Origin of the sequence: Pseudoduganella dura (assembly GCF_009727155.1) — a bacterium.
GTDB classification, from domain to species: Bacteria; Pseudomonadota; Gammaproteobacteria; order Burkholderiales; family Burkholderiaceae_D; genus Rugamonas; species Rugamonas dura.
The window spans coordinates 289,858-313,365 of record NZ_WNWM01000002.1 but is presented as its reverse complement, the minus strand read 5'-3'; the positions used below and the strand labels follow the sequence as shown (position 1 = coordinate 313,365).

The 23,508-nt window shown below is 67.8% G+C and carries 22 protein-coding genes and 1 pseudogene; 16 read left to right on the top strand and 7 right to left on the bottom strand.

The genetic code is table 11. The annotated features are described in order from the left end of the window. Window positions 1-172 precede the first annotated feature (172 nt). Window positions 173-2,938 carry a DNA ligase D gene (ligD, locus tag GJV26_RS01530; RefSeq protein WP_155707062.1) on the top strand — a complete coding sequence of 922 codons (2,766 nt, stop codon included), beginning with the start codon at window positions 173-175 and terminating at the stop codon, window positions 2,936-2,938. 10 nt (window positions 2,939-2,948) lie between these two features. Here ligD and GJV26_RS01525 read toward each other — a convergent pair whose 3' ends face one another. Continuing rightward, window positions 2,949-3,749: an isocitrate lyase/PEP mutase family protein gene (locus GJV26_RS01525; RefSeq protein WP_155707060.1), complete on the bottom strand. Its 801-nt coding sequence runs from the start codon at window positions 3,747-3,749 to the stop codon at window positions 2,949-2,951. Between the two features lie 96 nt (window positions 3,750-3,845). Here GJV26_RS01525 and GJV26_RS01520 point away from each other — a divergent pair, with 96 nt between their 5' ends. Continuing rightward, window positions 3,846-4,757 carry a LysR family transcriptional regulator gene (locus tag GJV26_RS01520; protein ID WP_155707058.1) on the top strand — a complete coding sequence of 304 codons (912 nt, stop codon included), beginning with the start codon at window positions 3,846-3,848 and terminating at the stop codon, window positions 4,755-4,757. Between the two features lie 48 nt (window positions 4,758-4,805). Here GJV26_RS01520 and GJV26_RS01515 read toward each other — a convergent pair whose 3' ends face one another. From GJV26_RS01515 to GJV26_RS01495, 5 genes are all read right to left on the bottom strand, one after another. Beyond that, window positions 4,806-6,242 carry an HD domain-containing phosphohydrolase gene (locus GJV26_RS01515; RefSeq protein WP_229419137.1) on the bottom strand — a complete coding sequence of 479 codons (1,437 nt, stop codon included), beginning with the start codon at window positions 6,240-6,242 and terminating at the stop codon, window positions 4,806-4,808. A gap of 49 nt (window positions 6,243-6,291) precedes the next feature. Next, window positions 6,292-6,756: a carboxymuconolactone decarboxylase family protein gene (locus tag GJV26_RS01510; protein ID WP_155707056.1), complete on the bottom strand. Its 465-nt coding sequence runs from the start codon at window positions 6,754-6,756 to the stop codon at window positions 6,292-6,294. A 407-nt stretch (window positions 6,757-7,163) separates the two neighbouring features. Continuing rightward, entirely contained in the window at window positions 7,164-8,219 is a 1,056-nt protein-coding gene (ku, locus tag GJV26_RS01505) for a non-homologous end joining protein Ku (RefSeq protein ID WP_155707054.1), read from the bottom strand. 13 nt (window positions 8,220-8,232) lie between these two features. Beyond that, a complete protein-coding gene (locus tag GJV26_RS01500) occupies window positions 8,233-9,222 on the bottom strand; it encodes an SDR family oxidoreductase (RefSeq protein WP_155707052.1) in 990 nt (329 codons plus the stop codon). A 97-nt stretch (window positions 9,223-9,319) separates the two neighbouring features. After that, window positions 9,320-10,372, bottom strand: coding sequence for an aldo/keto reductase (locus GJV26_RS01495; RefSeq protein WP_155707049.1), 1,053 nt, complete (start codon window positions 10,370-10,372; stop codon window positions 9,320-9,322). A 97-nt stretch (window positions 10,373-10,469) separates the two neighbouring features. Between GJV26_RS01495 and GJV26_RS01490 the strand changes: the two genes are divergently transcribed. From GJV26_RS01490 to GJV26_RS01435, 12 genes are all read left to right on the top strand, one after another. Then, complete coding sequence (locus GJV26_RS01490) at window positions 10,470-11,045, top strand: TetR/AcrR family transcriptional regulator (protein WP_155707047.1); 576 nt, start codon at window positions 10,470-10,472, stop codon at window positions 11,043-11,045. An 85-nt stretch (window positions 11,046-11,130) separates the two neighbouring features. After that, complete coding sequence (locus tag GJV26_RS01485; protein WP_155707045.1) at window positions 11,131-12,771, top strand: SulP family inorganic anion transporter; 1,641 nt, start codon at window positions 11,131-11,133, stop codon at window positions 12,769-12,771. Then, entirely contained in the window at window positions 12,768-14,585 is a 1,818-nt protein-coding gene (locus GJV26_RS01480; protein ID WP_229419136.1) for a DUF885 domain-containing protein, read from the top strand. Before GJV26_RS01485 ends, GJV26_RS01480 begins: the two co-directional genes overlap by 4 nt. A gap of 50 nt (window positions 14,586-14,635) precedes the next feature. Next, entirely contained in the window at window positions 14,636-14,866 is a 231-nt protein-coding gene (locus tag GJV26_RS01475) for a hypothetical protein (RefSeq protein ID WP_155707044.1), read from the top strand. 170 nt (window positions 14,867-15,036) lie between these two features. Next, window positions 15,037-15,900, top strand: a complete 864-nt coding sequence (locus GJV26_RS01470; protein ID WP_155707042.1) for an urease accessory protein UreD — start codon at window positions 15,037-15,039, stop codon at window positions 15,898-15,900. A gap of 27 nt (window positions 15,901-15,927) precedes the next feature. Continuing rightward, the gene (locus GJV26_RS01465; RefSeq protein ID WP_155707040.1) at window positions 15,928-16,230 is read left to right on the top strand and encodes an urease subunit gamma; all 303 of its coding nucleotides are present in this window, start codon (window positions 15,928-15,930) and stop codon (window positions 16,228-16,230) included. Window positions 16,231-16,238: 8 nt separating this feature from the next. Then, on the top strand, window positions 16,239-16,565 hold the full coding sequence (locus tag GJV26_RS01460; RefSeq protein ID WP_155707038.1) for an urease subunit beta: 327 nt from the start codon (window positions 16,239-16,241) through the stop codon (window positions 16,563-16,565). Between the two features lie 26 nt (window positions 16,566-16,591). After that, window positions 16,592-18,292, top strand: coding sequence for an urease subunit alpha (ureC, locus tag GJV26_RS01455; protein ID WP_155707037.1), 1,701 nt, complete (start codon window positions 16,592-16,594; stop codon window positions 18,290-18,292). 89 nt (window positions 18,293-18,381) lie between these two features. Then, complete coding sequence (ureE, locus tag GJV26_RS01450; RefSeq protein ID WP_155707035.1) at window positions 18,382-18,912, top strand: urease accessory protein UreE; 531 nt, start codon at window positions 18,382-18,384, stop codon at window positions 18,910-18,912. Further along, window positions 18,912-19,592 (top strand): urease accessory protein UreF, encoded by a 681-nt coding sequence (locus tag GJV26_RS01445; protein ID WP_189441885.1) that lies wholly within the window; start codon window positions 18,912-18,914, stop codon window positions 19,590-19,592. The genes ureE and GJV26_RS01445 overlap by 1 nt, the downstream gene beginning before the upstream one ends. A 14-nt stretch (window positions 19,593-19,606) precedes the next feature. After that, window positions 19,607-20,242: an urease accessory protein UreG gene (ureG, locus tag GJV26_RS01440; RefSeq protein WP_155707031.1), complete on the top strand. Its 636-nt coding sequence runs from the start codon at window positions 19,607-19,609 to the stop codon at window positions 20,240-20,242. 44 nt (window positions 20,243-20,286) lie between these two features. Then, window positions 20,287-20,853, top strand: a complete 567-nt coding sequence (locus GJV26_RS01435) for a HupE/UreJ family protein (protein WP_155707029.1) — start codon at window positions 20,287-20,289, stop codon at window positions 20,851-20,853. A 77-nt stretch (window positions 20,854-20,930) separates the two neighbouring features. Here GJV26_RS01435 and GJV26_RS01430 read toward each other — a convergent pair whose 3' ends face one another. After that, a complete protein-coding gene (locus GJV26_RS01430) occupies window positions 20,931-21,464 on the bottom strand; it encodes a 1-acyl-sn-glycerol-3-phosphate acyltransferase (RefSeq protein WP_229419135.1) in 534 nt (177 codons plus the stop codon). Window positions 21,465-21,805: 341 nt separating this feature from the next. Here GJV26_RS01430 and GJV26_RS30650 point away from each other — a divergent pair. Both GJV26_RS30650 and GJV26_RS01425 read left to right on the top strand, forming a co-directional pair. Continuing rightward, window positions 21,806-22,141, top strand: a pseudogene (locus GJV26_RS30650) (VpsR-related response regulator); the annotation flags it as partial. 33 nt (window positions 22,142-22,174) lie between these two features. Next, complete coding sequence (locus tag GJV26_RS01425; RefSeq protein WP_371866548.1) at window positions 22,175-23,158, top strand: sigma-54 interaction domain-containing protein; 984 nt, start codon at window positions 22,175-22,177, stop codon at window positions 23,156-23,158. Window positions 23,159-23,508 lie beyond the last annotated feature (350 nt).

Below are 23,508 nucleotides of genomic sequence, written 5' to 3'. Positions count from 1 at the left end.
TGTGTGCTCAGTTGAGTTCAGTCATCCGGGGTGACTCGACTTGCGCGAGTCACTGGGCAGAAAACGCCACCCGTTCCAACAGCGTTGACCGGCTTTACATCTGTTACAAATCGGGACTCTTCTGTTAGCTGACGTACCGATGTTCCGGGTGCCGCGGGCCTAGAGTAAGGCCATGACCGACGCACTCAAACAATACAAGGCCAAGCGCAACTTCGCGATCACGCCGGAACCCGCCGAAGGCGGTGAAGAGGGCCGCGAGGCGCTCACGTTCGTGATCCAGAAGCACTGGGCCACGCGGCTGCACTACGATTTCCGCATCGAACTCGACGGCACGATGAAAAGCTGGGCGGTGCCGAAAGGTCCCAGCTACGACAGCCACGACAAGCGCATGGCCGTGCACGTGGAAGACCATCCGATCTCGTATAACGATTTCGAAGGCGAGATCCCGGCGAAGCAGTATGGCGCCGGCAAGGTAATCATCTGGGACAAGGGCACCTGGCATCCGGTCGGCGATCCGCACCAGGGCTATCGCGACGGCAACCTGAAGTTCGAATTGCGCGGCCACAAGATGCATGGCCGCTGGGTTCTGATCCGCATGCGCCACTCGGGCGAGAAGCAGGAACCCTGGCTGCTGATCAAGGAAAAGGACGAGTACGTGCGCGCGGCGGACGAATTTTCCGTCGTCGACGAGATGCCCGGCAGCGTGAAGGCGCTCGGCATGCCCACGGCGGAGAAGCTCACGCCGGAAGCGGACGAAGCGGAAAGCACGGCCATGGCGCACCAGGGCCGGCCGGCAGCGAAAGCCACGGCAAGGAAAGCCGCCGCAAAGAAAACGGCGGCGAAGAAAACGGCGGCGAAGAAAACGGCGGCGAAGCCCGCGGCAACGGCCGCGAAGTCCCGGGCCGGCGCGGCTGCCGTCGCCCCCCTCGCCAAGGTCGGGCTGCCCGAAACGCTCGCGCCGGAGCTGGCCACGCTGGTGGACTCGCCGCCGGCCGACCCGGAAAACTGGATCTTCGAGCTCAAGTTCGATGGCTACCGGCTGCTCGCCCGCATCGAAGGCGCGTCGATCGAGCTGTGGACCCGCAACGGCAACGACTGGACCCACAAGCTGGAACCGCTGCGCGCCGCGCTGGCGAAGATGGCCCTGCCGGACGGCTGGTACGACGGCGAGATCGTCGTGCACGACAAGAACGGCCGCCCCAGCTTCGGCCTCCTGCAGCAGGCGTTCGACGGCGAAAAGACAAAGAACATCGTCTACTTCGTCTTCGACGCGCCGTACCTCGACGGCCATGACCTGCGCGGCGTGCCGCTGGTCCAGCGCCGCGAACTGCTGCAGACGGTAATGGGCACGGAAACGACCGGCATGGTGCGACTCTCCGCCGAGCTGGCGGCGCCGCCGGAGGAAATCGTGGCCGCCGCCTGCCGGATGGGCCTGGAAGGCATCATCGGCAAGCGGCGCGATGCGCTGTACACCTCGCGGCGGTCGGGCGACTGGATCAAGTTGAAGTGCGCGCAGCGCCAGGAGTTCGTCATCGGCGGCTATACCGATCCGAAAGGCTCGCGCGTGGGCATCGGCTCGCTGCTGCTGGGGTATTACGACGACGCCGGGACGCTGCATTACGCCGGCAACGTGGGCACCGGGTTCGACGGCACATCGCTGCGCGACATCACCGCCAGGCTGAAAAAGGTGGCCGCCGACGCCAGTCCGTTCGCGACCGACAAGGCGATCGACAAGAAGGCGCACTGGGTCAAGCCCACGCTCGTGGCCGAAGTCACGTTCGGCGAGTGGACGGGCGGCGGCTCGATCCGCCATGCCGTATTCCTCGGCCTGCGCACCGACAAGAAGGCAACCAGTATCCGCCGCGAGCGGGCTGTCCATGTGGAGGATGTCATGCAGGCACAGAACGAAGGCAAGCCGGCCGCGAAGGCAGCCAAGGCAACGAGCAAGACCGCAACCAGGACCGCGACGAACGCCGCAACGAAAGCTGCAATCAAGGGCGCCGGGAAGGCGGCATCCGGTCCCTCCGCCGGCTCCGGCGTCGACAGCACGCTGCCGGCCACGCTGAAGGTGACCAACCCCGACCGGCTGATCGACCCCGCCAGCGGCATGACGAAGATCGGGCTGGTGCGCTACTACGCGCTGGTCCATGAACTGATGCTCGAACACCTGAAAGGCCGCCCACTGGCGCTGGTGCGGGCGCCGGCCGGCATCGGCGGCGAGCTGTTCTTCCAGAAGCACTCCGAGGTCGGCAAGCTGCCCGGCGTGAAGCAGTTGCCGCAGGAACTCGATCCCGACCATCCGACGATGCTCGAGGTGTCCAGCGCGCAGGCGCTGCTGTCGTGCGCGCAGTGGAACGTGGTCGAGTTCCACACGCAGAACGCGTTTGCGAAAACCTACGAAAAGCCGAACCGCATGGTGTTCGACCTCGATCCCGGACAGGGCGTGGCGTGGCCGCAGATCCAGGAAGCGGCGCAGCTGATGCGGGCATTCCTCGAACAACTGGGCCTGCCGTCGTTCCTGAAGACCAGCGGCGGCAAGGGCCTGCACGTGGTGGTGCCCCTGAAGCCGCAGCACGGCTGGGACACGGTGAAAGGCTTTTCGAGCTTCATCGTCGAGCACATGGCGCGCACCCTGCCGGACCGCTTCGCATTCAAGAGCGGGCCGAAGAACCGGGTCGGCAAGATCTTCATCGATTACCTGCGCAACGGCCGGGGCGCCACCACGGCGGCCGCCTGGTCGGCCCGCGCGCGGCCCGGCATGGGCATCTCGGTGCCGGTCGACTGGAGCGAGCTCGAACACCTGACCGGCGGCGACCACTGGACCGTGGCCACCGTGCATACCCGGCTCGACCACGGCAACGAACCGTGGGCCGATTACGCGAAGAGTGCGACGACCATCACGAAGGCGATGAAGCAGCTGGGCTACAAGGACAAGTAAGCGGAAACGATCAAGCCGGCGCGGGCAGCAGCGCATTGATCGCGCCGTAAGCCTCGGCGTCGTCCACCAGCACGTTCGAGCGGCCCTGCGCGAGGAAGTCTGCCGCCAGCCCGGCCGTGCGCTTCCACAGCGTCTGCGGCAACCATGAACCGGTGCTCACGCGCCGCACGCCCAGCGTGGCCAGCTCCGTTACCGGCGGCAGGCCGTGCCAGGCGATCACGTTCAGCAGCAGTTCCGTTCCCGCGGCCAGCGCCGCGATCTCGCCGGTATCCGTGACGGCCAGCGGGAACAGGCCATCGGCGCCCGCTCCGCGGTACATGCGTGCCCGCCGCAGCGTTTCCTCGACACATGCCTGTGCCGGCACGAGCTGCCGCGCGAATACATCGCACCGGATGTTGATGTACAGGTTCACGCCGGCCTGCGCCGCCGCGGCCCGCGCCGCCTCGATCTTCCGGCATAGCAGTTCCGGCGGCGCCGGGCCGTCCTGCAGGTTGATGCCGGCCGCGCCGGCATCGACGAAGCGCGCCACCGCGGTGCCCACCGCCGCCGGGTCATCCGAATAGCCGCCCTCGATGTCCACGCTGAGCGGCAACTCGATCACGCGGCAGATGCGGCGCACGCAGGCAAGGTGTTCGTCCAGCGGCAGCACGTCGCCATCGCGGTAGCCGAGCGACCAGGCCACGCCGGCACTGGTGGTGGCGATCGCCTGCGCGCCCAGGCTGGCGATCAGCCGGGCGCTGCCCGCATCCCAGGCATTGGCCAGCACCAGCGCCCGGGGCTGGCGGTGCAGCGCGTGAAAAACGGTATTCATGCAAATTCTCCGGTTGCAAAAAAACCCTATTCTAGGGAGAGCGCGGCGCGGCGATAATAGCGGAAAATCGCATGAATTCATTCCTGGGAGGAAGCAATGCAGCGGGTGCCTTACAGCCTGGTCGAGGCGTTCGACGCGGTGGTGGCGCAAGGCGGCTTCGCGCGTGCCGCGGCGGTACTGAACATGACGCCGTCGTCCGTCAGCCGGCTGGTGAAGGCACTGGAACAGCAACTGGGGGTGCGCTTGCTGAACCGCACGACGCGGGCCATGTCGCTCACCGAAGCCGGCCAGCGCTTCCACGCCGACAGCGCCGCCGCCCTGGCACAGCTGCTGGGCGCCTGCGAACGCGCCGCCGAAGGGGCCGGCGAGCCGCGAGGCACGCTGCGGGTCGGCGCGCCGGTGGCGTTCGGCCGCACGCACGTGGTGCCGCACCTGGCGGCGTTCCTGGCGCGCTATCCGGAAGTGCGGGTCGACCTGCTGATCACCGACCGCCTGGTGGACATCGTGGCCGAGCGCATCCACGTGGCCATCCGCATCGGGCGGCTCGAGGATTCCACGCTCGTGAGCCGCAAGCTGCTGGCCAACCGGCGCATCCTGGCCGCGTCGCCGGGATACGTGGCGCGGCACGGCATGCCGGCCACGGTGGAAGAGCTCGGGCGCCACGAGTGCCTTGTCTCGACCGTCAATCACGATGGCGAAACATGGCGGCTGCACGGAGTGCAGGGCGAGCGCGCGGTGCGCCCGCGCGGCCGCGTGCGGTCGGACAACGGCGACGCGGTGCACCGGCTGGCGGTGGACGGCATGGGCATCTGCTTCCGCTCGGCCGTCAGCCTGGAAGAGGACCTGCGCGCCGGCCGCCTGGTCCATGTGCTGCCCGCCTGGACGGGCAGGGAAAGCGGCGTGTATGCGATCGCGCCGTCGCGCCCGATGAGCCCGGCCGCACGTGCGCTGTCGGACTTTCTCGCCGAGAGATGGGCAGGCGAGGGCACCCCGGCGAGCGCGGCGTAGCGGGAAGAATATCGATCCGCGCCACCGGAACGGCTGCAGCGCGCCGCGTCAGATCAACCCCAGCGTCAACGCCTTCAGCGTGGCCGCCGGCCGTGTCGCACACCCCAGCTTGTCGAAAATGCCGTGGAGATGCGCGCGCACGGCACCGGTGCTGATGCGCAGCGCGCGGGCCGTTTCCGCATGGCCGGCGCCGGTGCTGACGCGGCGCAGCACGTCCGCTTCACGGTCCGACAGCGGCGAGGACGGCGGGCCGGCTTGCGGCTGCGCGGGGCCGGTGCGTGCCGCGGCGATCACCGCTTCCACGGCGTGCCGGTCGAAGCGTCCGGCTTGCGCCGCCAGCAGCGCGGCGGCGGCCGCTGGCGCGTACGGAGCGCGCCACGGCCGCGGCGCGACCAATGCCGCCCACGCCGCGGCGGCGGCAAGGATACGGTGCGGCGGCGCCAGCGCTTCGTGCACCAGGCCGCGATAGCAGCCGCTGCCGTCGAGGCGTTCGTAGGCATGCGAGGCCAGGTGCGCTTCGCCGGCGAGGCCCGGTACCCGGGTCGCCATGCGCGCGCTCCAGTAAGGCACCCGGCGTACCTGCTCCAGCTCGGCCTGGCGCAATTTGCCGGCGTGGTTCCACACCCGGTTGGGAATCGCCGCGCGACCGACGCCGTGGAGCAGCGCGGCGCGCGCCAGGCATTGCTGCTGCGCGGCCGGTAATCCTGCCAGGTCGGCGGCGGCGCGCGCCAGGCCCGCTACGCGGCGCGAATAGCCGGCCAGCCAGGGCAGCTTCAGTTCCAGCACGTCCGCCACCAGCGCCAGGGGCACGGCGCCGCCGGTCGCGGGCGGCACGCCGGCAGCGCCGTCGGACGCGTCGAGCCAGCCGCGCGCATGGGGCACGATGCATTCGACGAGGCGTGCCGGATACTTGCGGCCGGCCAGCCTGCCGACCAGGCGCAACGCGGTATCGATGCCATGGGCGCGCGACAGGATTTCCAGGTCGCCTGCCAGCGCCACGTGGCGGACCACCCCGGGAATGTCGTCGCCGCGCAGCCGCGCCGGCAGGCCGTTGCCGTTCGCATGCTCGAACAGGTGCCGCAAGCCGTCCTCGACACCGGCGGGCAGCGCCAGCATGCGGGCAATATCGCCGGCCACTTCGCAGTGCACACGCGCCAGCGGCAGCGCATTGGCAGGTGTGAGCCGGTGGCCGGCCGGCAGCGTGCGGTCCAGCATCGCGCGGCGGCCGGCCACGTCGTCCCCCAGCAGCGCGGCGAAGCCGGCGGCGTTGGCGGTGCTGCCCGACCAGCGCAGCAGGGCCACCAGCCGCGCCGTCGCGATTCCGTCGAGGCCGGCGCCGTCCGCCTCCGCCACGAGTGCCGCGAGGTGCGCCGTGCGTGGGGAATGGCCGGGCGGTTGGCCCATCGCCAGGTCGCCGGTCATCGCCAGCGCCTGCACCGTATCGACAACAGGCGCGGCCACGGTCGCGGTGTCATATAGCATCATGGCCGGTACTGTAGCGGTGCCGGCGCGTGCCGGCAAGCCGGGCCGGCGGTTACATGCCGGGTGGCGGGTTGACGGGAATCGGATTGCGCAACGACAGGTTGATCACGTTCCAGCCGCGGATGACGGCGATCGCGTAACCCAGCTCGGCGATCTGCGTTTCGTTGAAGTGCTCGCGCAGTTCGCCATAGGCGGCATCGGTGTCGTCGCGCTGCGGCAGCGCGTTGACGGCGTCTGCCCAGCGCAGCGCGGCCCGTTCGGCGGCGTCGAAGAACGGCGATTCGCGCCAGGCCGCCACCGTGTTCAGGTGGCGCGGGTCGGCGCCCTGGCGTACCAGGTCGCGCCAGTGCATGTCGACACAGACGCCGCAACCGTTGACTTGCGAGACGCGCAGGTTGACCAGTTCGACGAGACGCTCGCCGAGCGAGCCGGCCTTGGCCGCCTGCGACAGCGCGATCATCGCCTGCAGGCTTTTCGGGGCGAGGGAGAACAGGGGAATGCGGGCAGCATGGGACATGGTGGTTCCTTATTTTCCGTGAGCGGCGCACCGTGCGCCGCTTCCAGTCATCAGACGGGACGGGCGCGGCGGTTGTGACAGCGCGAACGGAAAGTTACCCCACCAGTAACGTACTTATGCACAAAAACTGTGGATAAGGTTGTGCAACAAGGTCAGGTTTGCAGCGTAAGCCATTGTTGTTATTGAGTATTTTTCGGGAGCCTCGATAGCGTGCAGGGATGCGACGCAGGTCGGTCGACGGGGCAGGGCGCGGCCTGTTCCTTCCGGTGTCGACGAGCGGTGTCCGGGCGGCTGCCCCGACACCCCGGACCATGGGGCCGCCCGCGGGCAGCTTGTCTCATGCAGCTTGTCTCACGCAGCTCGTATCATGCAGCTTGTGTCAGGCTGCCTGTTTCAAGCAGGCTGTTTCAAGCAGCCTTCTTGCGCGTGGCGGAGGCGGACTTTGCCGCGGTCTTCTTCGGCGCCGCCGGTTTCGCGGCGGCCGCCTTGGCGGCACCGGATTTCGGCGCGGCGCGCGAAGCGGCGCTGCCCCGGGCAGGGGCGGCGCGGCTTGCCGAAGCGCGCGGCGCGGCCTTCTTCGCCTTTGGCGCCGGGGCTTCGTCCTCGTCTTCCGTGTCCTCGGCGGGTTCGTCGTCCTCGTCCGCGGCGGCCTTCCTGCCCTTGCCCGGCTTGTTGCCGAGCGACTGCTTCAGCAGCGCCACCAGGTCGATGACGTTCGACGACGGCTTCGCCTCGGTTTCCTTCGACGGCATCGTTATCGACTTGGTCTGTCCGGCCTTGACTTTTTTCTCCACCAGCGCCAGCACGTCTTCCTTGTAGGTGTCGTGGTATTGCGACGGGTCCCATTCCTCGCTCATGCCTTCCACGAGCGACAGCGCCATCTTGAGTTCCTTGTCGGTGATGCCGGCGGCCTTCAGTCCCTTGGCGGGCAGGTCCAGGCCTTCGGCATCGCGGATCTCGTCCGCGTAGCGCAGCGTATTCATGATGATGCCGTCCTCGCTGGCCACCAGCGCGCACAGGTGTTGCTTGGTGCGGATCACCACCGTGGCGATGCCGATCCGCCCGGCGCGGCGCAAGGTCTCGCGCAGCAGCGCATACACCTTGGCGCCGCCGCGCCCCGGCGCGAGATAGTAAGGGGTTTCGTAGTAGGTCAGCGGCACATCCTCGGCATTGACGAAAGCGAGGATGTCGATGGTCTGCGTGGCCTTGACGTTGGCCTGCTTCAGGTCTTCGTCGGACAGCACCACGTATTCGCCGGACGTGTATTCATACCCCTTGATGATGTTGTCCCACGCGACTTCCTTGTTGTTGCCCTTGTTGTAGCGCTTGAAACCGATGGGCGAGAAGTCGCGCTTGTCGAGCATGGTCAGGTCCAGCTCGTTCTGCTTCACGGCCGAATACAGGTCGACCGGGATGTGGACCAGGCCAAAGCTGATGGCGCCTTTCCAGAGCGAGCGGGCCATGGCGGGCGCTCCCTCAGCCGATGCTGCCGGTGACCGGCAGCACGATGCCGCTGATGTAGCTGGCGCACGCGGGCGAGGCCAGGAACACATAGGCCGGCGACAGCTCTTCCGGTTGCGCCGGGCGCTTCATGTCGGTGCTGGCGCCGAACTCGGTGATCTTGTCCGGTGTCTGGTCGGCCGGATTCAGCGGGGTCCACACGGGGCCGGGCGCCACGGCGTTGACGCGGATGCCTTTCGCGATCAGGTTCGATGCCAGCGACATCGTGAAGGCGTGGATCGCGCCTTTCGTGGTCGAGTAGTCGAGCAGCTTGGCCGAACCGCGCAGGCCCACCACCGAGCCGGTATTGATGATCGAGGCGCCTTTCTTCAGGTGCGGCAGCGCCGCCTTCGCCATGTGGAAGTAGCCGTAGATGTTGGTCTTCATCGTCAGGTCGAAGCGCTCTTCGGTCAGGTCTTCCAGCGAATCGGCGTGTTCCTGGAACGCCGCGTTGTTGACGAGGATGTCGAGCTTGCCGAACTCCGCCACGGTATCGGCGACGGCGCGGCGGCAGAAGTCCATGTCGCGCACGTCGCCGGGAATGAGCAGGCAGCGCCGGCCTTCGGCCTCGATATGCCGCCGCGTTTCCTCGCCATCGGTCTGTTCGTCGGGCAGGTAGACCAGCGCCACGTCGGCGCCTTCGCGGGCATACAGCACGGCCACGGCGCGGCCGATGCCCGAGTCGCCGCCCGTCACGATCGCGCTCATGCCTTCGAGCTTGCCGCTGCCCTTGTAGCCAGGCGCCAGGAATTGCGGCCGCAGTTCCATGTCGGCCTCGATGCCCGGTTTTTCGAGGTGCTGGTCGGGCAGGGGCGTTGCCGGGAAATCATGGGTGCCCGCCTGCACGGCCTGCTCTTCATTCTGCTCGCCGCCTTGCGGCTTGGCGGCATCCTTGCGGTCCTGCTGCTGCTGGATCTCGCGCTGCAGGTTGCCCGCGTCCTGTGCCTTGCTTTCGGAATCTGACATGTCGCTGTTCTCCATTGGATCGAGCGGACAGTATCGGCGCACGCGCCGGCCGTTACAGTGCGCTTCCGCACAAACAGCCAAACGCGCGCCCGTGCGCTCAGGCGACCGGTACCTTCGGCGGTCGCAGCAGGTCGGCCTTTCCGCCGGCGATGGCGCCGGCCGTCTTCGCGATGGTGTCATGGGGCGCGCCCAGCGAAATGGCGCTGGCGGCGTCGAGACGGGCCAGCTGGTCCGGCGACAGCCTGACGTCGAGCGCGCCCAGCGTGCCTTCGAGCTGGGCCAGCGTGCGGGGCCCGAGGATCGGTACCAGCGCCGTGGACGATGCGGCATCGCGGTGCAGCAGCCAGGCGATGGCCACCTGGGCCGGCGGCGCATCGACTTCGGCGGCCACGGCCAGCACGGTGTCGAGCGTGGCGGTGGCGCGGTCCGAGTCCTCCCGGTGAACCAGCACGCCGCCCAGGCCCTGCAGCCGGCCCTGTTCGTCGTTGCGGTACTTGCCCGTCAGCAGGCCGCCGCCGAGCGGCGACCACAGCGCGCCGCCGAGGCCCAGGCCCTCGATCATCGGCAGCAGTTCGCGGTCCGCGCCCCGCTCGGCCAGGCTGTACTCCATCTGCACGCCGACCAGCGGCGCCCAGCCGCGCAGTTCGGCGATGGCATCCGCGCGGGCGATCCGCCACGCGGGAAAGTTCGACAGGCCCGCGTACAGGATCTTGCCGGCGCGGACCAGGTCGTCGAACGCGCGCAGGATTTCGTCGACCGGCGTGTGGCTGTCGGCGAAATGGGCCCAGTACAGGTCGATGCGGTCCGTCTTCAGGCGCGCCAGGCTGGCCTCGACCGATTGCACCATGGCCTTGCGGCTGTTGCCGGTACCGCTGATGCCGCCCGGGCCGGCCAGCGTGAACTTCGTGGCCAGCACGAAATGATCGCGGTCGGCGGCAATGAAGTCGCCTGTCATCGCTTCCGACTGGCCGCCCTGGTAGCCGTCCGCCGTGTCGATGAAGTTGCCGCCCGCTTCCGCGTAGCGGTCGAACACGGCCCTGGCTTCGTCGCGTTCGGCGCCGTACCCCCAGCCGGTGCCGAAGTTGCCGGTACCGAGCGCCAGTGCGGAAACGCGCAGGCCGCTGCGGCGGCCGAAGCTCTTGTAGTGCATGGTGGTTCTCCAGTTGGTTAAATGACGATCATCATGTATATTTTATATATTACGGCCATCATGTATAATGTCAAGCAGATTTTCACGGGAGGCGGTGATGAAAGTAACGAGGGAGCAGGCGGCGCAGAATCGCGAGCGCATCGTGGACACGGCAGCCAGGCTGTTCCGCGAAAAAGGGTTCGACGGCATTGGCGTGGCCGACCTGATGAAGACGGCCGGCCTGACGCACGGCGGCTTTTATGGCCACTTCGAATCGAAGGAAGCGCTGCTGGCCGAAGCCGCGGGCCGTGCGCTGGACGGGGCGGGTGCCGGCTGGCAGGCCCTGATGGATGCGAACCCGGACGATCCGCTGGGCGCGGTCGCGCGCTCGTACCTGTCGCCCGCGCATCGGGACAATCCCGGCCTGGGCTGCGCGATCGCGGCGCTCGGCGCGGATATCGCCCGCGCCGGCCCGGCCGTGCGGGACGCCGTGACCGCGCGCACCCGTGCGCAGCTCGATGCGCTGGCCGGCGCGGCGCCGGGCGACACGGATGGCGACAAGCGGCGCAACGCGATCGCCGGCTACGCGGCGATGATCGGCGGCCTCGTGCTCGCGCGAGCGGTCGCCGATCCCGCGTTGTCGGAAGAGATCCTCGACGCAGTGGCCGCGTCGGCGAATCGGGGGCACCGGTAGCGGACGGGTTTGCAGAGGGCAGTGGTGGACACATGCTCAGCCATGTTAGGCTTGCGCCTTCGTTGTAATAACAGGTTTTATTCGCATGCTGGAATGGCTCAGACATTATCGCCGCGCGGCGCTGCCGGGCGATATCGGCGCGGGGGTGGTCGTGGCGATGATGCTGGTGCCGCAGGGCATGGCCTACGCGCTGGTCGCCGGCCTGCCGCCGGTGGCGGGACTGTATGCGAGCATCCTGCCGCCGCTTGTCTATGCGCTGTTCGGCAGCAGCATGACGCAATCGGTCGGCCCGATGGCCATCGTGTCGCTGATGACGGGCGCCGCGATCGCGCCGCTGGCCGGTGGCGCGCCGGGCCTGCACGGCGTGCTGGCCGCGCAGCTGGCGCTGGTGGCCGGCGTGGTGCTGCTGCTGTGCGGCCTGCTGCGGTTGGGTTTTCTCGCCAATTTCTTTTCACGGCCGGTGATGAGCGGGTTCACGGTCGGTTCCTCGCTCGTCATCGCCTGGGGGCAGGCGGGGCCGCTGCTGGGCGGACCGCCCGCGCACCCGCATGTGCCGAGCGCGCTCCTCGGTGTCGCGTCGCTGGTTTTGTTGCTGCTGGCGCGCAGCCACCTGGCGAAGCTTCTCAAGCGCGCCGGCATGCGGGCGGCCGCGGCGGACGTGTTGTCCAAGCTGGCGCCGATGGTCGTCGTGCTGGCCGCAACGGCGGCGATCTGGACCTTCGGCGCGCACGGCATCCGCCTGACGGGCCCGGTGCCTACGGGCTTGCCGCAACTGAACCTGGCCACGTCGCCATCGCACTGGCGCGAACTGCTGCAGCCCGGCCTGCTGATCGGCTTCGTGGTCTTCCTGATGAGCATGAGCGCGGCGCAGACGCTGGCGCAAAAGCGCGGCGAGAAGCTGGTGTCGAACCGCGAGCTGGTGGGGCTCGGCGCGGCCAACGTGGCCAGCATGGTGTCCGGCGCGTTCCCCGTCACGGGCAGCCTGTCGCGCTCGGCCGTGAATTTCGCGGCCGGCGCGAACACGCCGCTGGCCAGCGTGATCTCCGCGGCGCTGCTCGCCATCGCGCTGGTGCTGCCCACCGGCTGGCTGGCGCTGCTGCCTTTGCCGACGCTGGCGGCCACGATCATCGTCGCCGTGCTCGGCATGCTGGAACTCGACACGCTGCGCACCGCCTGGCGCTATGACCAGGGCGATGCGCTGGCATGGATCGTCACCTGCATCGGCGTGCTGGCGCTGGGCGTGGAGGCGGGCGTCGTCGTCGGCGTCGTGCTGTCGATGGGCACGCTGATCTGGCGCGCCAGCCGGCCGCACATCGCCGTGCTGGGACGCATTCCCGGCACCGAGCACTTCCGCAACGTCGACCGCTATGCCGCCACCCGCTGCGAAGCCCTGCTGATCCTGCGCATCGATGCCAACCTGTTCTTCGGCAATGTGGAGGCGGTCGGCGAGCGCATCGAGGACGAGCTGCGCGCCCACCCCGATACCCGCCACCTCGTGCTGTCGATGCTGGCCGTCAGTTCGATCGACACCACGGCGCTGTTCGCGCTGGCCGAACTGAACGCCAGCCTGCGCGCGCGCGGCATCGGCCTGCACCTGGCCGAAGTCAAGGGCCCGGTGATGGACCGGCTGCGCGCCAGCACGCTGCTCGATCAGCTGAACGGCAAGCTGTTCCTCAGCACGGCGATGGCCAGCGATTACCTCGATTCAAGGACCAGGGAACAATGATGAAGAAGACCGGCTTGCGTCGACATGTGCGTCGACAAGTGCGTGGATGCCTGCTGGCCTGCCTGCTCGCATCCGCTTCGTGCGCAGGGACGGCTACCGCCGCCACTGCCTCCGCGGCGTCGGCGTCGGCCTCCGCCGGCGCCGATGCCCGCCTGCGCGCGATCCATGAAGCCGAGTGGCAATGGCGCCAGGGGCAGCGGCTGGAAAACGAGGAAGACGAGACGAGCGGCATCAGCGCCGGCCTGCCGCAGGTGGATGCCGCCACCCAGGCGGCCCGCCGCGCCCGCTGGGAAGGCGTCCTGGAACAGCTCGACGGCGTGGCCGAACAGGACCTGTCGCCGGAGGGGCGCATCAACTACGCCGTCTACCGCGCACAGGTGGCGGCGCTGGTGGCGAACGGGCGCTTCCGCGAATATGAAAAGCCGCTGAACGCGGATTCGTCGTTCTGGTTCAACATGACGTATGAAGCACGCAAGCCGTTCCGCACCCGACAGGACTACATGAACTACGTGGCCCAGCTGAACGACGTACCGCGCTACTTCCGTGAACAGGTCGCCAACATGCGCGCCGGGCTGGCGCGCGGCTTCACGCCGCCGAAGGTCACGCTGGCCGGCCGCGACGGCACGATCGCCGGCATCGTCGGGGCGAAGCCCGCCGAGACGCCGTTCTACCTGCCGTTCAAGGCGATGCCGGCAGCGATTCCGGCGGCCGAGCAGGACAGCCTGCGCGCGGCGGCGCTGGAAGCCATCGCGCGGCGCGTGATTCCGGCCCACGCCGAACTGCTGGCATTCATGCGCGACGAGTACGTGCCGCGGGCCACCGGCAACCTGGCGGCCGAGAGCCTGCCGGACGGGAAGGCGTACTATCAGTCGAAGATCGTCGAATACACCACGACCCATCTCGCGGCAGACGAGATCCACCGTATCGGCCTGGCTGAAATGGCGAAGATCCGCGCCGAGATGGCCGCGGTGATGAAAGAGGTGAAGTTCACCGGCGGCCTGCCGGCGTTCCTGCAATTCCTGCGCACCGATCCGCGCTTCTACGCCAGGACGCCGGAAGAGCTGCTGATGCGCGCCGCCTGGATCGCCAAGAAGTTCGACGGCAAGGCGGAGCAGTACTTCGGCCGCCTGCCGCGCAGCCGCTTCGCCATCATCCCCGTGCCGCCGGACCAGGCGCCGTACTACACGTCGGGCCGCGGCGGTCCGGGCGTCTACCTCGTCAACACGTACGACCTGCCGTCGCGCGCGCTGTACAGCCTGCCGGCGCTGACCTTGCACGAGTCGGCGCCCGGCCACGCGTTCCAGATGCCGGTGGCGATGGAGCAGGGCGGCCGCCCGGCATTCCGCAATGCCTACATCTCGGCCTACGGCGAGGGCTGGGCGCTGTATTCGGAACGGCTCGGCACCGAAATGGGGATCTACGAAACGCCGTACGAAGTGTTCGGCATGCTCAGTTACCAGGCGTGGCGCGCCTCGCGCCTCGTCGTCGATACCGGTATCCACGCGAAGGGCTGGACCCGCGAACAGGCGCAGCGCTACCTGATGGACAACACGGCGCTGTCGCGGCACGAGGTGGAAACCGAAGTGGACCGCTATATCTCCTGGCCGGGCCAGGCGCTGTCGTATTACCTGGGACAGATGGCGATCACCGAGGCGCGCGCGAAGGCCGAGGCGGCGTTGGGCGAACGGTTCGACATCCGCGCCTTCCATGACACGGTGCTGGAGCTGGGCTCGGTGCCGCTGCCAGTGCTGAAGGCCAGGATCGACCGGTTCATCGGGGAGGGCGGCAAGGGACCGTATGCGACGGGACAATAATGGCAACGCTTGGTATTATTCCAGACAGACAACAACCCAGGAGCCATTCCATGCCGCTTTACCAGATCTGGTACAACGATAATACCCAGCCATTGGTTGTCAACACGCCGTACCGACTGCGCGACGTCGAGATCGCCGGCGAGATCATCCGCAGCGAACAGCGCCAGAATCGCCAGAGCGCCGATCCCGCCGGTTTGACGGTACGCGAATTGCTGCGCGTGAACGGTCTGCGCGATGTGCGCTACACGATGGACGAGAGCGAGCCGGTCGATCTCAAGTGACAGCGCGCCGGCACGCAGCGGGGCTTTGGTGACAATCTCGCGCTGAAATGCACCGCGGTGGTGCATCCGCTCTACCGTGGTGCAGGATGAGGCACGACAGCCCCATCCTGCACCAAAAATGCTGGCACGCAACTTGCTCGTAGCATAGGATTATTGTTGACTCGATCCTCATGCCCGACTGTACCGAACGCTTGCCCATCACTTCGGGCCACCCGCCATCCCAAGGCGCGGCGTGGCAGGCAAAGCTCGCGCTGGCGTTCACCCGCGATAGCGATACCACACGCCTGACCCGCCGCGAGCACAGTGGACCGCTGCGCGTGCAGAAGCCGCTGTATCCGGAAGCCCCGTCGATCTGCCACGCCATCGTGGTGCATCCGCCCGGCGGCGTGGTGGGCGGCGACGAGCTGTCGGTCGCTGCGCAACTGAATCCCGGCGCCAATGCACTGCTGACGTCGCCCGGTGCCGCCAAGTGGTACCGCGCCAACGGCCGCGTGTCGCGCCAGCGCATCGACCTGTCGGTCGAGACCGGCGGTTCGCTCGAATGGCTGCCCCAGGAAACCATCTTCTTCGACGGCGCCCACGTCGAGCTCGACCATCATGTCGCGCTGGCGGCGGACGCCAGTTACCTCGGCTGCGAAATCCTGTGCCTGGGCCGCCGCGCATCCGGCGAGTCGTTCACGAAAGGCCGGGTCGACCAGCGCACCTCGGTGCGCCGGGCGGGGCGGCTGCTGTGGTGGGAGCAGGGTACGCTGACGCCGGCCCTGCTTGCCAGCCCGCTCGGCCTGGCCGGCCATACCGTGTCCGCCATGCTGCTGGCCGTCGGCAAGCCGGTGTCCGCCGACACGGTCGCGGCGCTGCGCGCGCTGGCCGACAGCCCCTGCTATGGCGTGACGCAAATGAAACACGTGCTGTGCGTGCGCTGGCTCGGCCACGACAGCGAAGCGGCGCGCGAGCTGATGCTGGCCGCCTGGCGCATCGTGCGCCCCGCGGTCCTGGGCCGCGCCGCCATCGACCTGCGCAGCTGGCGCACCTGAATCCGGCGCATCCGAAAGAGAAATTCCATGGACCTGACACCCCGCGAAAAAGACAAGCTGCTCATTTTTACCGCCGGCCTGCTGGCCGAACGCCGCCTCGCACGCGGCCTGAAACTCAATTACCCCGAAGCGGTGGCGCTGATCTCGGCAGCCATCATGGAAGGCGCGCGCGACGGCAAAACCGTGGCGCAGCTGATGTCCGAGGGCTCACAGATACTGACCCGCGACCAGGTGATGGAGGGCATCCCCGAGATGATCCCCGATATCCAGGTCGAAGCGACTTTCCCGGACGGGAGCAAACTGGTGACCGTCCACAACCCGATACCGTGAGGTGAAACATGATTCCGGGTGAATACCAACTGCAGGACGGCGACCTGCCGATCAACGACGGCCGCGAGACCGTGACCATCGTGGTGTCCAACGTGGGCGACCGGCCGATCCAGGTCGGCTCGCACTTCCATTTCTTCGAGGCGAACAACGCGCTCTCGTTCGAACGCTGGAAGGCCTACGGCAAGCGGCTCAACATCGCCGCCGGCACCGCCGTGCGCTTCGAACCGGGCCAGCAGCGCACCGTCGAACTGGTGGCGGTCGAGGGCAACCGCGAGATCTACGGCTTCGCCGGCCAGGTGATGGGCAAGCTGAAAGACGAGCCCGACGCTACTTGAACGCATAACCAGAACAAGGAGATCAGATGGCAACCATATCCCGCCGCGCGTACGCGGAGATGTACGGGCCCACCACGGGCGACCGCATCCGCCTCGCCGACACGGAGCTGTTCATCGAGATCGAGAAGGACTACGCCATCTATGGCGAGGAAGTGAAATTCGGCGGCGGCAAGGTGATCCGCGACGGCATGGGCCAGTCGCAGCGCGTGCATGCCGAGGTAATGGATACGGTGATCACCAATGCCGTGATCGTCGATCACTGGGGCATCGTGAAAGCCGATATCGGCCTGAAGGACGGGCGCATCGCCGGCATCGGCAAGGCCGGCAATCCGGACATCCAGCCGGGCGTGACGCTGCCGATCGGCGGCGCCACCGAGATCATCGCCGGCGAAGGCATGATCGTCACGGCCGGCGGCATCGACAGCCACATCCACTTCATCTGCCCGCAGCAGATCGAGGAGGCGCTGATGAGCGGCGTCACCACGATGCTGGGCGGCGGCACGGGGCCGGCCGTCGGCACCGCGGCCACCACGTGCACCCCGGGCCCGTGGCATATCCACTCGATGCTGCAGGCGGCCGATGCGTTTCCGATGAACCTGGGCTTTCTCGGCAAGGGCAATGTCAGCATGCCGCGCCCGCTCGAAGAGCAGGTGGAAGCGGGCGCGATCGGCATGAAGCTGCACGAGGACTGGGGCAGCACGCCGGCGGCGATCGACAACTGCCTGTCGGTGGCCGACCGGATGGACGTGCAGGTGGCGCTGCACAGCGACACGCTCAACGAAGGCGGCTTCCTGGAAGAGACGCTGGCCGCGTTCAAGGACCGCACCATCCACACGTTCCACACCGAAGGCGCCGGCGGCGGGCATGCGCCGGACATCATCGCCGCCGTCGGCGAATCGAACGTGCTGCCGTCGTCGACCAATCCCACGCGCCCGTTCACCGTCAACACGCTGGACGAGCACCTGGACATGCTGATGGTCTGCCACCACCTCGATCCGGCGATCGCGGAGGACGTGGCGTTCGCCGAATCGCGCATCCGCCGCGAGACGATCGCCGCCGAGGACATCCTGCACGACATCGGGGCGATCTCGATGATGTCGTCCGACTCGCAGGCGATGGGCCGCGTGGGCGAAGTGGTGCTGCGCACCTGGCAGACGGCGCACAAGATGAAGGTGCAGCGCGGCCCGCTGCCGGAGGATTCGTCGCGCAACGACAATTTCCGCGTCAAGCGCTACATCGCCAAGTACACGATCAACCCGGCGATCACGCACGGCGTGTCGCACGTGGTCGGCTCGCTGGAAGTGGGCAAGATCGCCGACATCGTGCTGTGGAAGCCGGCGTTCTTCGGCGTGAAGCCTTCGATGATCCTGAAGGGCGGCATGATCGCGGCGGCGCAGATGGGCGATCCCAACGCGTCGATCCCCACGCCGCAGCCCGTTCACTACCGGATGATGTTCGGCGCGTTCGGCGGCGGGCTGAAGAAATCGTTCACGTTCGTGTCGCAGGCCGCGTTCGATGCCGGCATCGGCGCCAGGCTGCAGCTGAGCAAGCCGCTCATCGCGGTGAAGAACACCCGCAACGTCCGCAAGCGCGACATGATCCACAACGGCGCCACGCCGGTGATGGAAGTCGATCCCGAAACCTATGAAGTGCGCGCCGACGGACGGCTGCTGGTCTGCGAACCGGCCGTCGTGCTACCGATGGCGCAGCGCTATTTCCTGTTCTGACCGATGCTGGAATTACATGCGCCAGGCATTTCACCGCTGCGTCCTGCATGTATGACCGTCGCTATTTCCTGTTCTGATCCAAGACACCCATGCTGACACTGCATACCAAACTGACCAACGCCGAGCGGGTCGATGCATCGCTCGTGCTGCCCTACGAACTGCGCGAGAAATGCCGGCTGCGCGCCGCGCTCGATACCGGCGAGGAAGTCGCCATCTTCACCGTGCGCGGCTCGGTGCTGCGCGACGGCGACCTGCTGACGGGAGAGGACGGCCGCGTGGTGCGCGTGGTGGCGGCGCCGGAAGCGACCTATCGCGTGACCGCGCCCGATGCGCTGGCGCTGCTGCGCTGCGCTTTCCACCTGGGGAACCGCCATACGCAGGCACAGGTTGGCGACGGTTTCCTGCGCATCCGCGCCGATGCGGTGCTCAAGGAAATGCTGCACGGACTCGGTGCCACCGTGGTCGAGGAATCCGCGCCGTTCGAACCGGAGTCGGGTGCGTATTCGTCCGGATTCGGCGGCGGCCACCATCACCACGATCACGGCCAGGGGCCGCTGGCGCCGGTGCCGCTGCGGCAGAAGATCCATCGGCCGGGCGACCCCAGGGAGGCTGCGTCATGATCGCCGCCGCCCAGCTGCTGCACCTGCTGCAGTTCGCCAGCCCGCAACTGCCGATCGGCGCCTACAGCTATTCGCAAGGCCTGGAAGCGGCGCTGGAGCAGGGCATCGTCAGCGATGCCGCCAGCGCCCATGCGTGGATCTCGCGCCAGTTGCACGAGGTGGTGGCGCGCTGGGAAGCGCCGATGTGCTGGCGCCTGATGAACGCGTTCACGCAGCGCGATGCGCAGCGGGTCGCGGAACTGGCGGAGCGGGCCATCGCATCGCGCGATACGGCGGAATTCCGCGCAGAGACGGTGCAGATGGGCTACTCGCTGGCGCGGCTGATCGAGGAACTGGGCATCGCCGACGAGGGCGCGCTGGCCATGCTGAAGGAGGGCGGCGAGGTGCCGCTGGTATCGGCCTATGCCTGCGCCGTGTCCGCACTGGGCATTCCGCACGAAGAGGCGCTGCTGGCGCTGCTGTTCTCGTGGGTCGAGAACCAGGTGCTGGTGTGCGTGAAATCGGTGCCGCTGGGGCAGGTGGCCGGACAACGGCTGCTGCTGGCGCTGCGGCCGCAGATCGAGGCCGCCGCGCTGTGCGCGCAATCGCTGGCCGAACATGAATTGTCGAACTGGACGCCGGGTCTGTCGCTGCTGTCGATGCGGCACGAGGTGCAGTACAGCCGGGTATACCGGTCTTAATCCGAGGAGTTGTCATGGTAATTCAATCCAATCCGCTGCGCGTGGGCATCGGCGGGCCGGTCGGTTCCGGCAAGACCGCGCTGTGCGAAATGCTGTGCAAGGGCATGCGCGACACCGTCGACATGGCCGTCATCACGAACGACATCTATACCCGCGAGGACATGGAAATCCTGCTGCGCGCCGAGGCCCTGCCGGCCGAGCGGCTGATGGGCGTGGAAACGGGTGGCTGCCCGCACACGGCGATCCGCGAGGATGCGTCGATCAACCTGGAGGCGATCGCGCGGATGCAGGCCGATTTCCCCGACCTGGAACTGATCCTCGTCGAATCGGGCGGGGACAACCTGGCCGCCACGTTCAGCCCCGAGCTGTCGGACCTGACGATCTACGTGATCGACGTGGCCGGCGGCGAGAAGATTCCGCGCAAGGGCGGCCCCGGCATCACGCGCTCGGACCTGCTCATCATCAACAAGACCGACCTGGCCCCGCACGTGGGCGCCAACCTCGACGTGATGGCCGCCGACGCGAAGCGCATGCGCGGCGCGCGCCCGTTCGTGTTCACCAACCTGCGCAGCGGCGACGGCGTGCAGACGGTCATCGACTTCATCCGCGAACAGGGCCTGCTGGGGCAGGCCCCCAGGCCGGCCGCGTAACGGTGCCGGTAGCCGTGCCGCCAATCAATCTACAAGGAAACTGCATGAAAAAACTGCTCGCCACCACCATCCTGCTGGCCGCCAGCCTGCCCGCGCTGGCCCACCCGGGTCACGCGGAAATGGGCTTCGCGGACGGCCTGCTGCACCCGCTGACCGGCGTCGATCACCTGCTGGCGCTGCTTGCCGCCGGTATCTGGAGCATGCGGCAAGAGCGTACCGAAGGGCTGACCCTGCGGTCCAGGCCGCATCCGCTGATGCTGCCGGCGGTCTTCGTGGCCATGATGGGAGCCGGCGCCGCTGCCGGCATGGCGGGCCTGCACATTCCGGGGCTGGAAGGCGGCATCGCGCTGACCGTGCTGCTGACCGGCGTGCTGGTGGCGACCGCCGTGCAACTGCCGGCATGGGCGGGCGCCGCGCTGCTGGGCAGCTTCGCCGTCCTGCATGGCAATGCCCACGGCCTGGAGTTGCCGCATGCAATCAGCGCGGCCGGCTACCTCGGCATGAGCGCGCTGCTGCTGGGCGCCGGTCGGCTGATCGGCAAGCTGCCGCTCGCCCGCCTGACCGGCGGCGCCATCGCCGCCGCCGGGCTGGGCATGCTGGCGCTGAACTGAACTGAACCGGACGGCGGCCATGGCGCCGGCCTGGCCGCGCGCCGGCCATCCTTCCGCCACGCCTCTGCCGCCGCGCTTCAGTCGCGCGATTCCCTGCGCCGCTCGCCGAGCTCGATCGGCGCGGCGTTTTGCGGGTACTTGCCGGCGCGGCCGGCATAGGCGGTGCGGATCGCGGCCAGGTCCTGTTCCTGGTCGCCCGTCAGCCAGAGGTGTTGCGTAAAGTCCAGCACCTTGTTCGCATAATCGAGGCTCACCAGCACGAGCGGCACCTTCGCCTCCAGTGCCAGGTGATAAAAGCCGCTTTTCCAGTTGGGCCGGTAGTCGCGCGTGCCTTCCGGCGTGATCACCAGCCAGTACCAGTCCTCCCCGTTCATCCGCTCCGCCTGCGCCCGGATCATGCCCTGCGGCGCGCTGCGGTCGACCGGCTGGCCGCCCAGCCAGCGGAACCAGCTGCCCAGCACGGGCATGCGGAACATCGAATCCTTGGCCAGCCACCGGAACGGCAGGTCCATCGCCCATTTGCTGACCAGGCCGATCGCGAAATCCCAGTTCGACGTGTGGGGGTACACCACGGCGATCCCGCGTGGCCCCGGCAGCGGGCGGTACAGCATCCTCCACCCGAATAAATGCAGAACTCGCAAGGCCAGGCGCTGTCTTACGGTTGGCAGCCGTGCGGGCGTCAATTGATGCTCGCCATGGGCCGTGTGGTCACGGCGGTGATCGTTCATACGGTTATCGTTCCTGCAATGCGCTGACGTTGGCGTGGCGGCCGGCATGTGCCGAACGCAATTCCCGATTCCATTTTTCACTTTGTGAAACCGCGGACGGCATTTTAGCCGGGCCGATCCGGTGCGGCAAGACGCCGGCTGGCGCTTTCTTCGTTCCCTGACGTACACGGCGAGCGTCGTGTCCAGGGCCGGGATGCCATGGTAACGGAGTAAAAACAGATATCATGATGATAATAAAACAATTGCTTTACGTGGCTGCCGCGAACGTGGATGCGGAAGCGCTGTTACGCGACGCCGCCGCCGATTTTTCCGTACGGCGCGCACGCGACCCCCTGCACGCGCGCGAGCTGTTGCGCGCCTGCCCGGTACCGGTCGGCCTTGTCGTGCTGACCGGGCCGGCCGGCATCGACCCGCTCGATCGCCTGCTGCGCGAGCACTGCTGGACCAGGTGGATCGCCGTCTGCGCCGGTGCCGCCTTGCACGAGCCGGCATGCCGCAAGCTCATTGCCGACCACTGCATCGATTTTCACACGATGCCGGTCGATGCGGCGCGGCTGAGGCAAACGCTGGGCCATGCGCACGGGATGGGCAAACTGAGCGCGGCTTTCCACCAGACACCGCCTTTCGAGCCGGAACCGGCCGCGTCGCGCCTGACGGGCAACAGCGAGGCGATCGCACGATTGCGGCGGCAATTGCTGAAAGTGGCGGCGGCGGATGCCCCGGTGCTGATCTGGGGCGAAAGCGGCACCGGCAAGGAGCTGGCGGCGCGTGCCGTCCATGACGGTTCGGCACGCGACAAGGGGCCGTTCGTGCCGATCAACTGCGGTGCGATACCGGCGAGCCTCGTGCAGTCCGAGCTGTTCGGTCACGAGCGTGGGGCCTTCACCGGTGCCGGCAAGGCGCGTGCCGGGCTGATCGAGTCCGCCGCCGGAGGCTCGGTGTTCCTGGATGAAATCGGCGACCTGCCGCTCGACATGCAGGCCAACCTGCTGCGGTTCCTGCAGGAAAAAACGATCTACCGGCTAGGCGGCACGCGGCCGCTGCCGGTGGACGTGCGGGTGATCGCGGCGTCGCACGTGCGGCTCGACGAAGCGGTGGCCCGCGGCACGTTCCGCGAGGACCTGTACTACCGCCTCAATGTGCTGACCCTGGAAATGCCGGCGCTGCGCGAGCGCCGCGACGATGTACCGGTGCTGGCCGAAACATTCTTCCGCGATCATGCGCGCGAACGCTCGGCCCACGTGCGCGGCTTTTCCAGCGGCGCGCTGGAAGCGATGCGTGCCCACCACTGGCCCGGCAATGTCCGCGAGCTGCACAATCGCGTGCGCCGGGCCGCCGTGATGGCGGAGGGCCGCCTGATCATGCCGCACGATCTCGGGCTCGACGCCGCCGCCATGCCCACGCTGGCACTGCACGGCGCGCGCGTGCAGGCCGAACGGCGGGCGATCGAGGCGGGTCTCGGCGCCGGCAAGAGCATTACGCACGTGGCCCGCGAGCTGGGAGTGTCGCGCATGACGGTTTACCGGCTGATGGCCAAGCACAGCATCAACCCGCGGGCACGCAAGCGCGATTCCTGAACCTCCGGGACGGCGAGTTCGTTCACGGCAGCGTTCGCCGCACATGCTGCTGTCACACGAATGTGACAGGCGGTGCGGACGCCAGCGGCAGGGTGAACCGGGCAGCATCGACCGTTCCAAGTGTTCCGTCCGGTTGTTGCAATGCCGTGACACCGAGCCCCGGGTGCGCGCCAACGTCGAGCAAAAAATCCAGTGATTTCAATGGATTAGCGCATTTGCAGCCTCATGGCATCAAGCTTGCGATAAGCCATTGACCGAGGATTTCCCAGTGCGTCCCGCGGAGACCGGTTCACTTCCGGTGAACGCCAGGATGCGCTTTGAAAAGAGCCTCGGCAATGTCGTCCGACTAC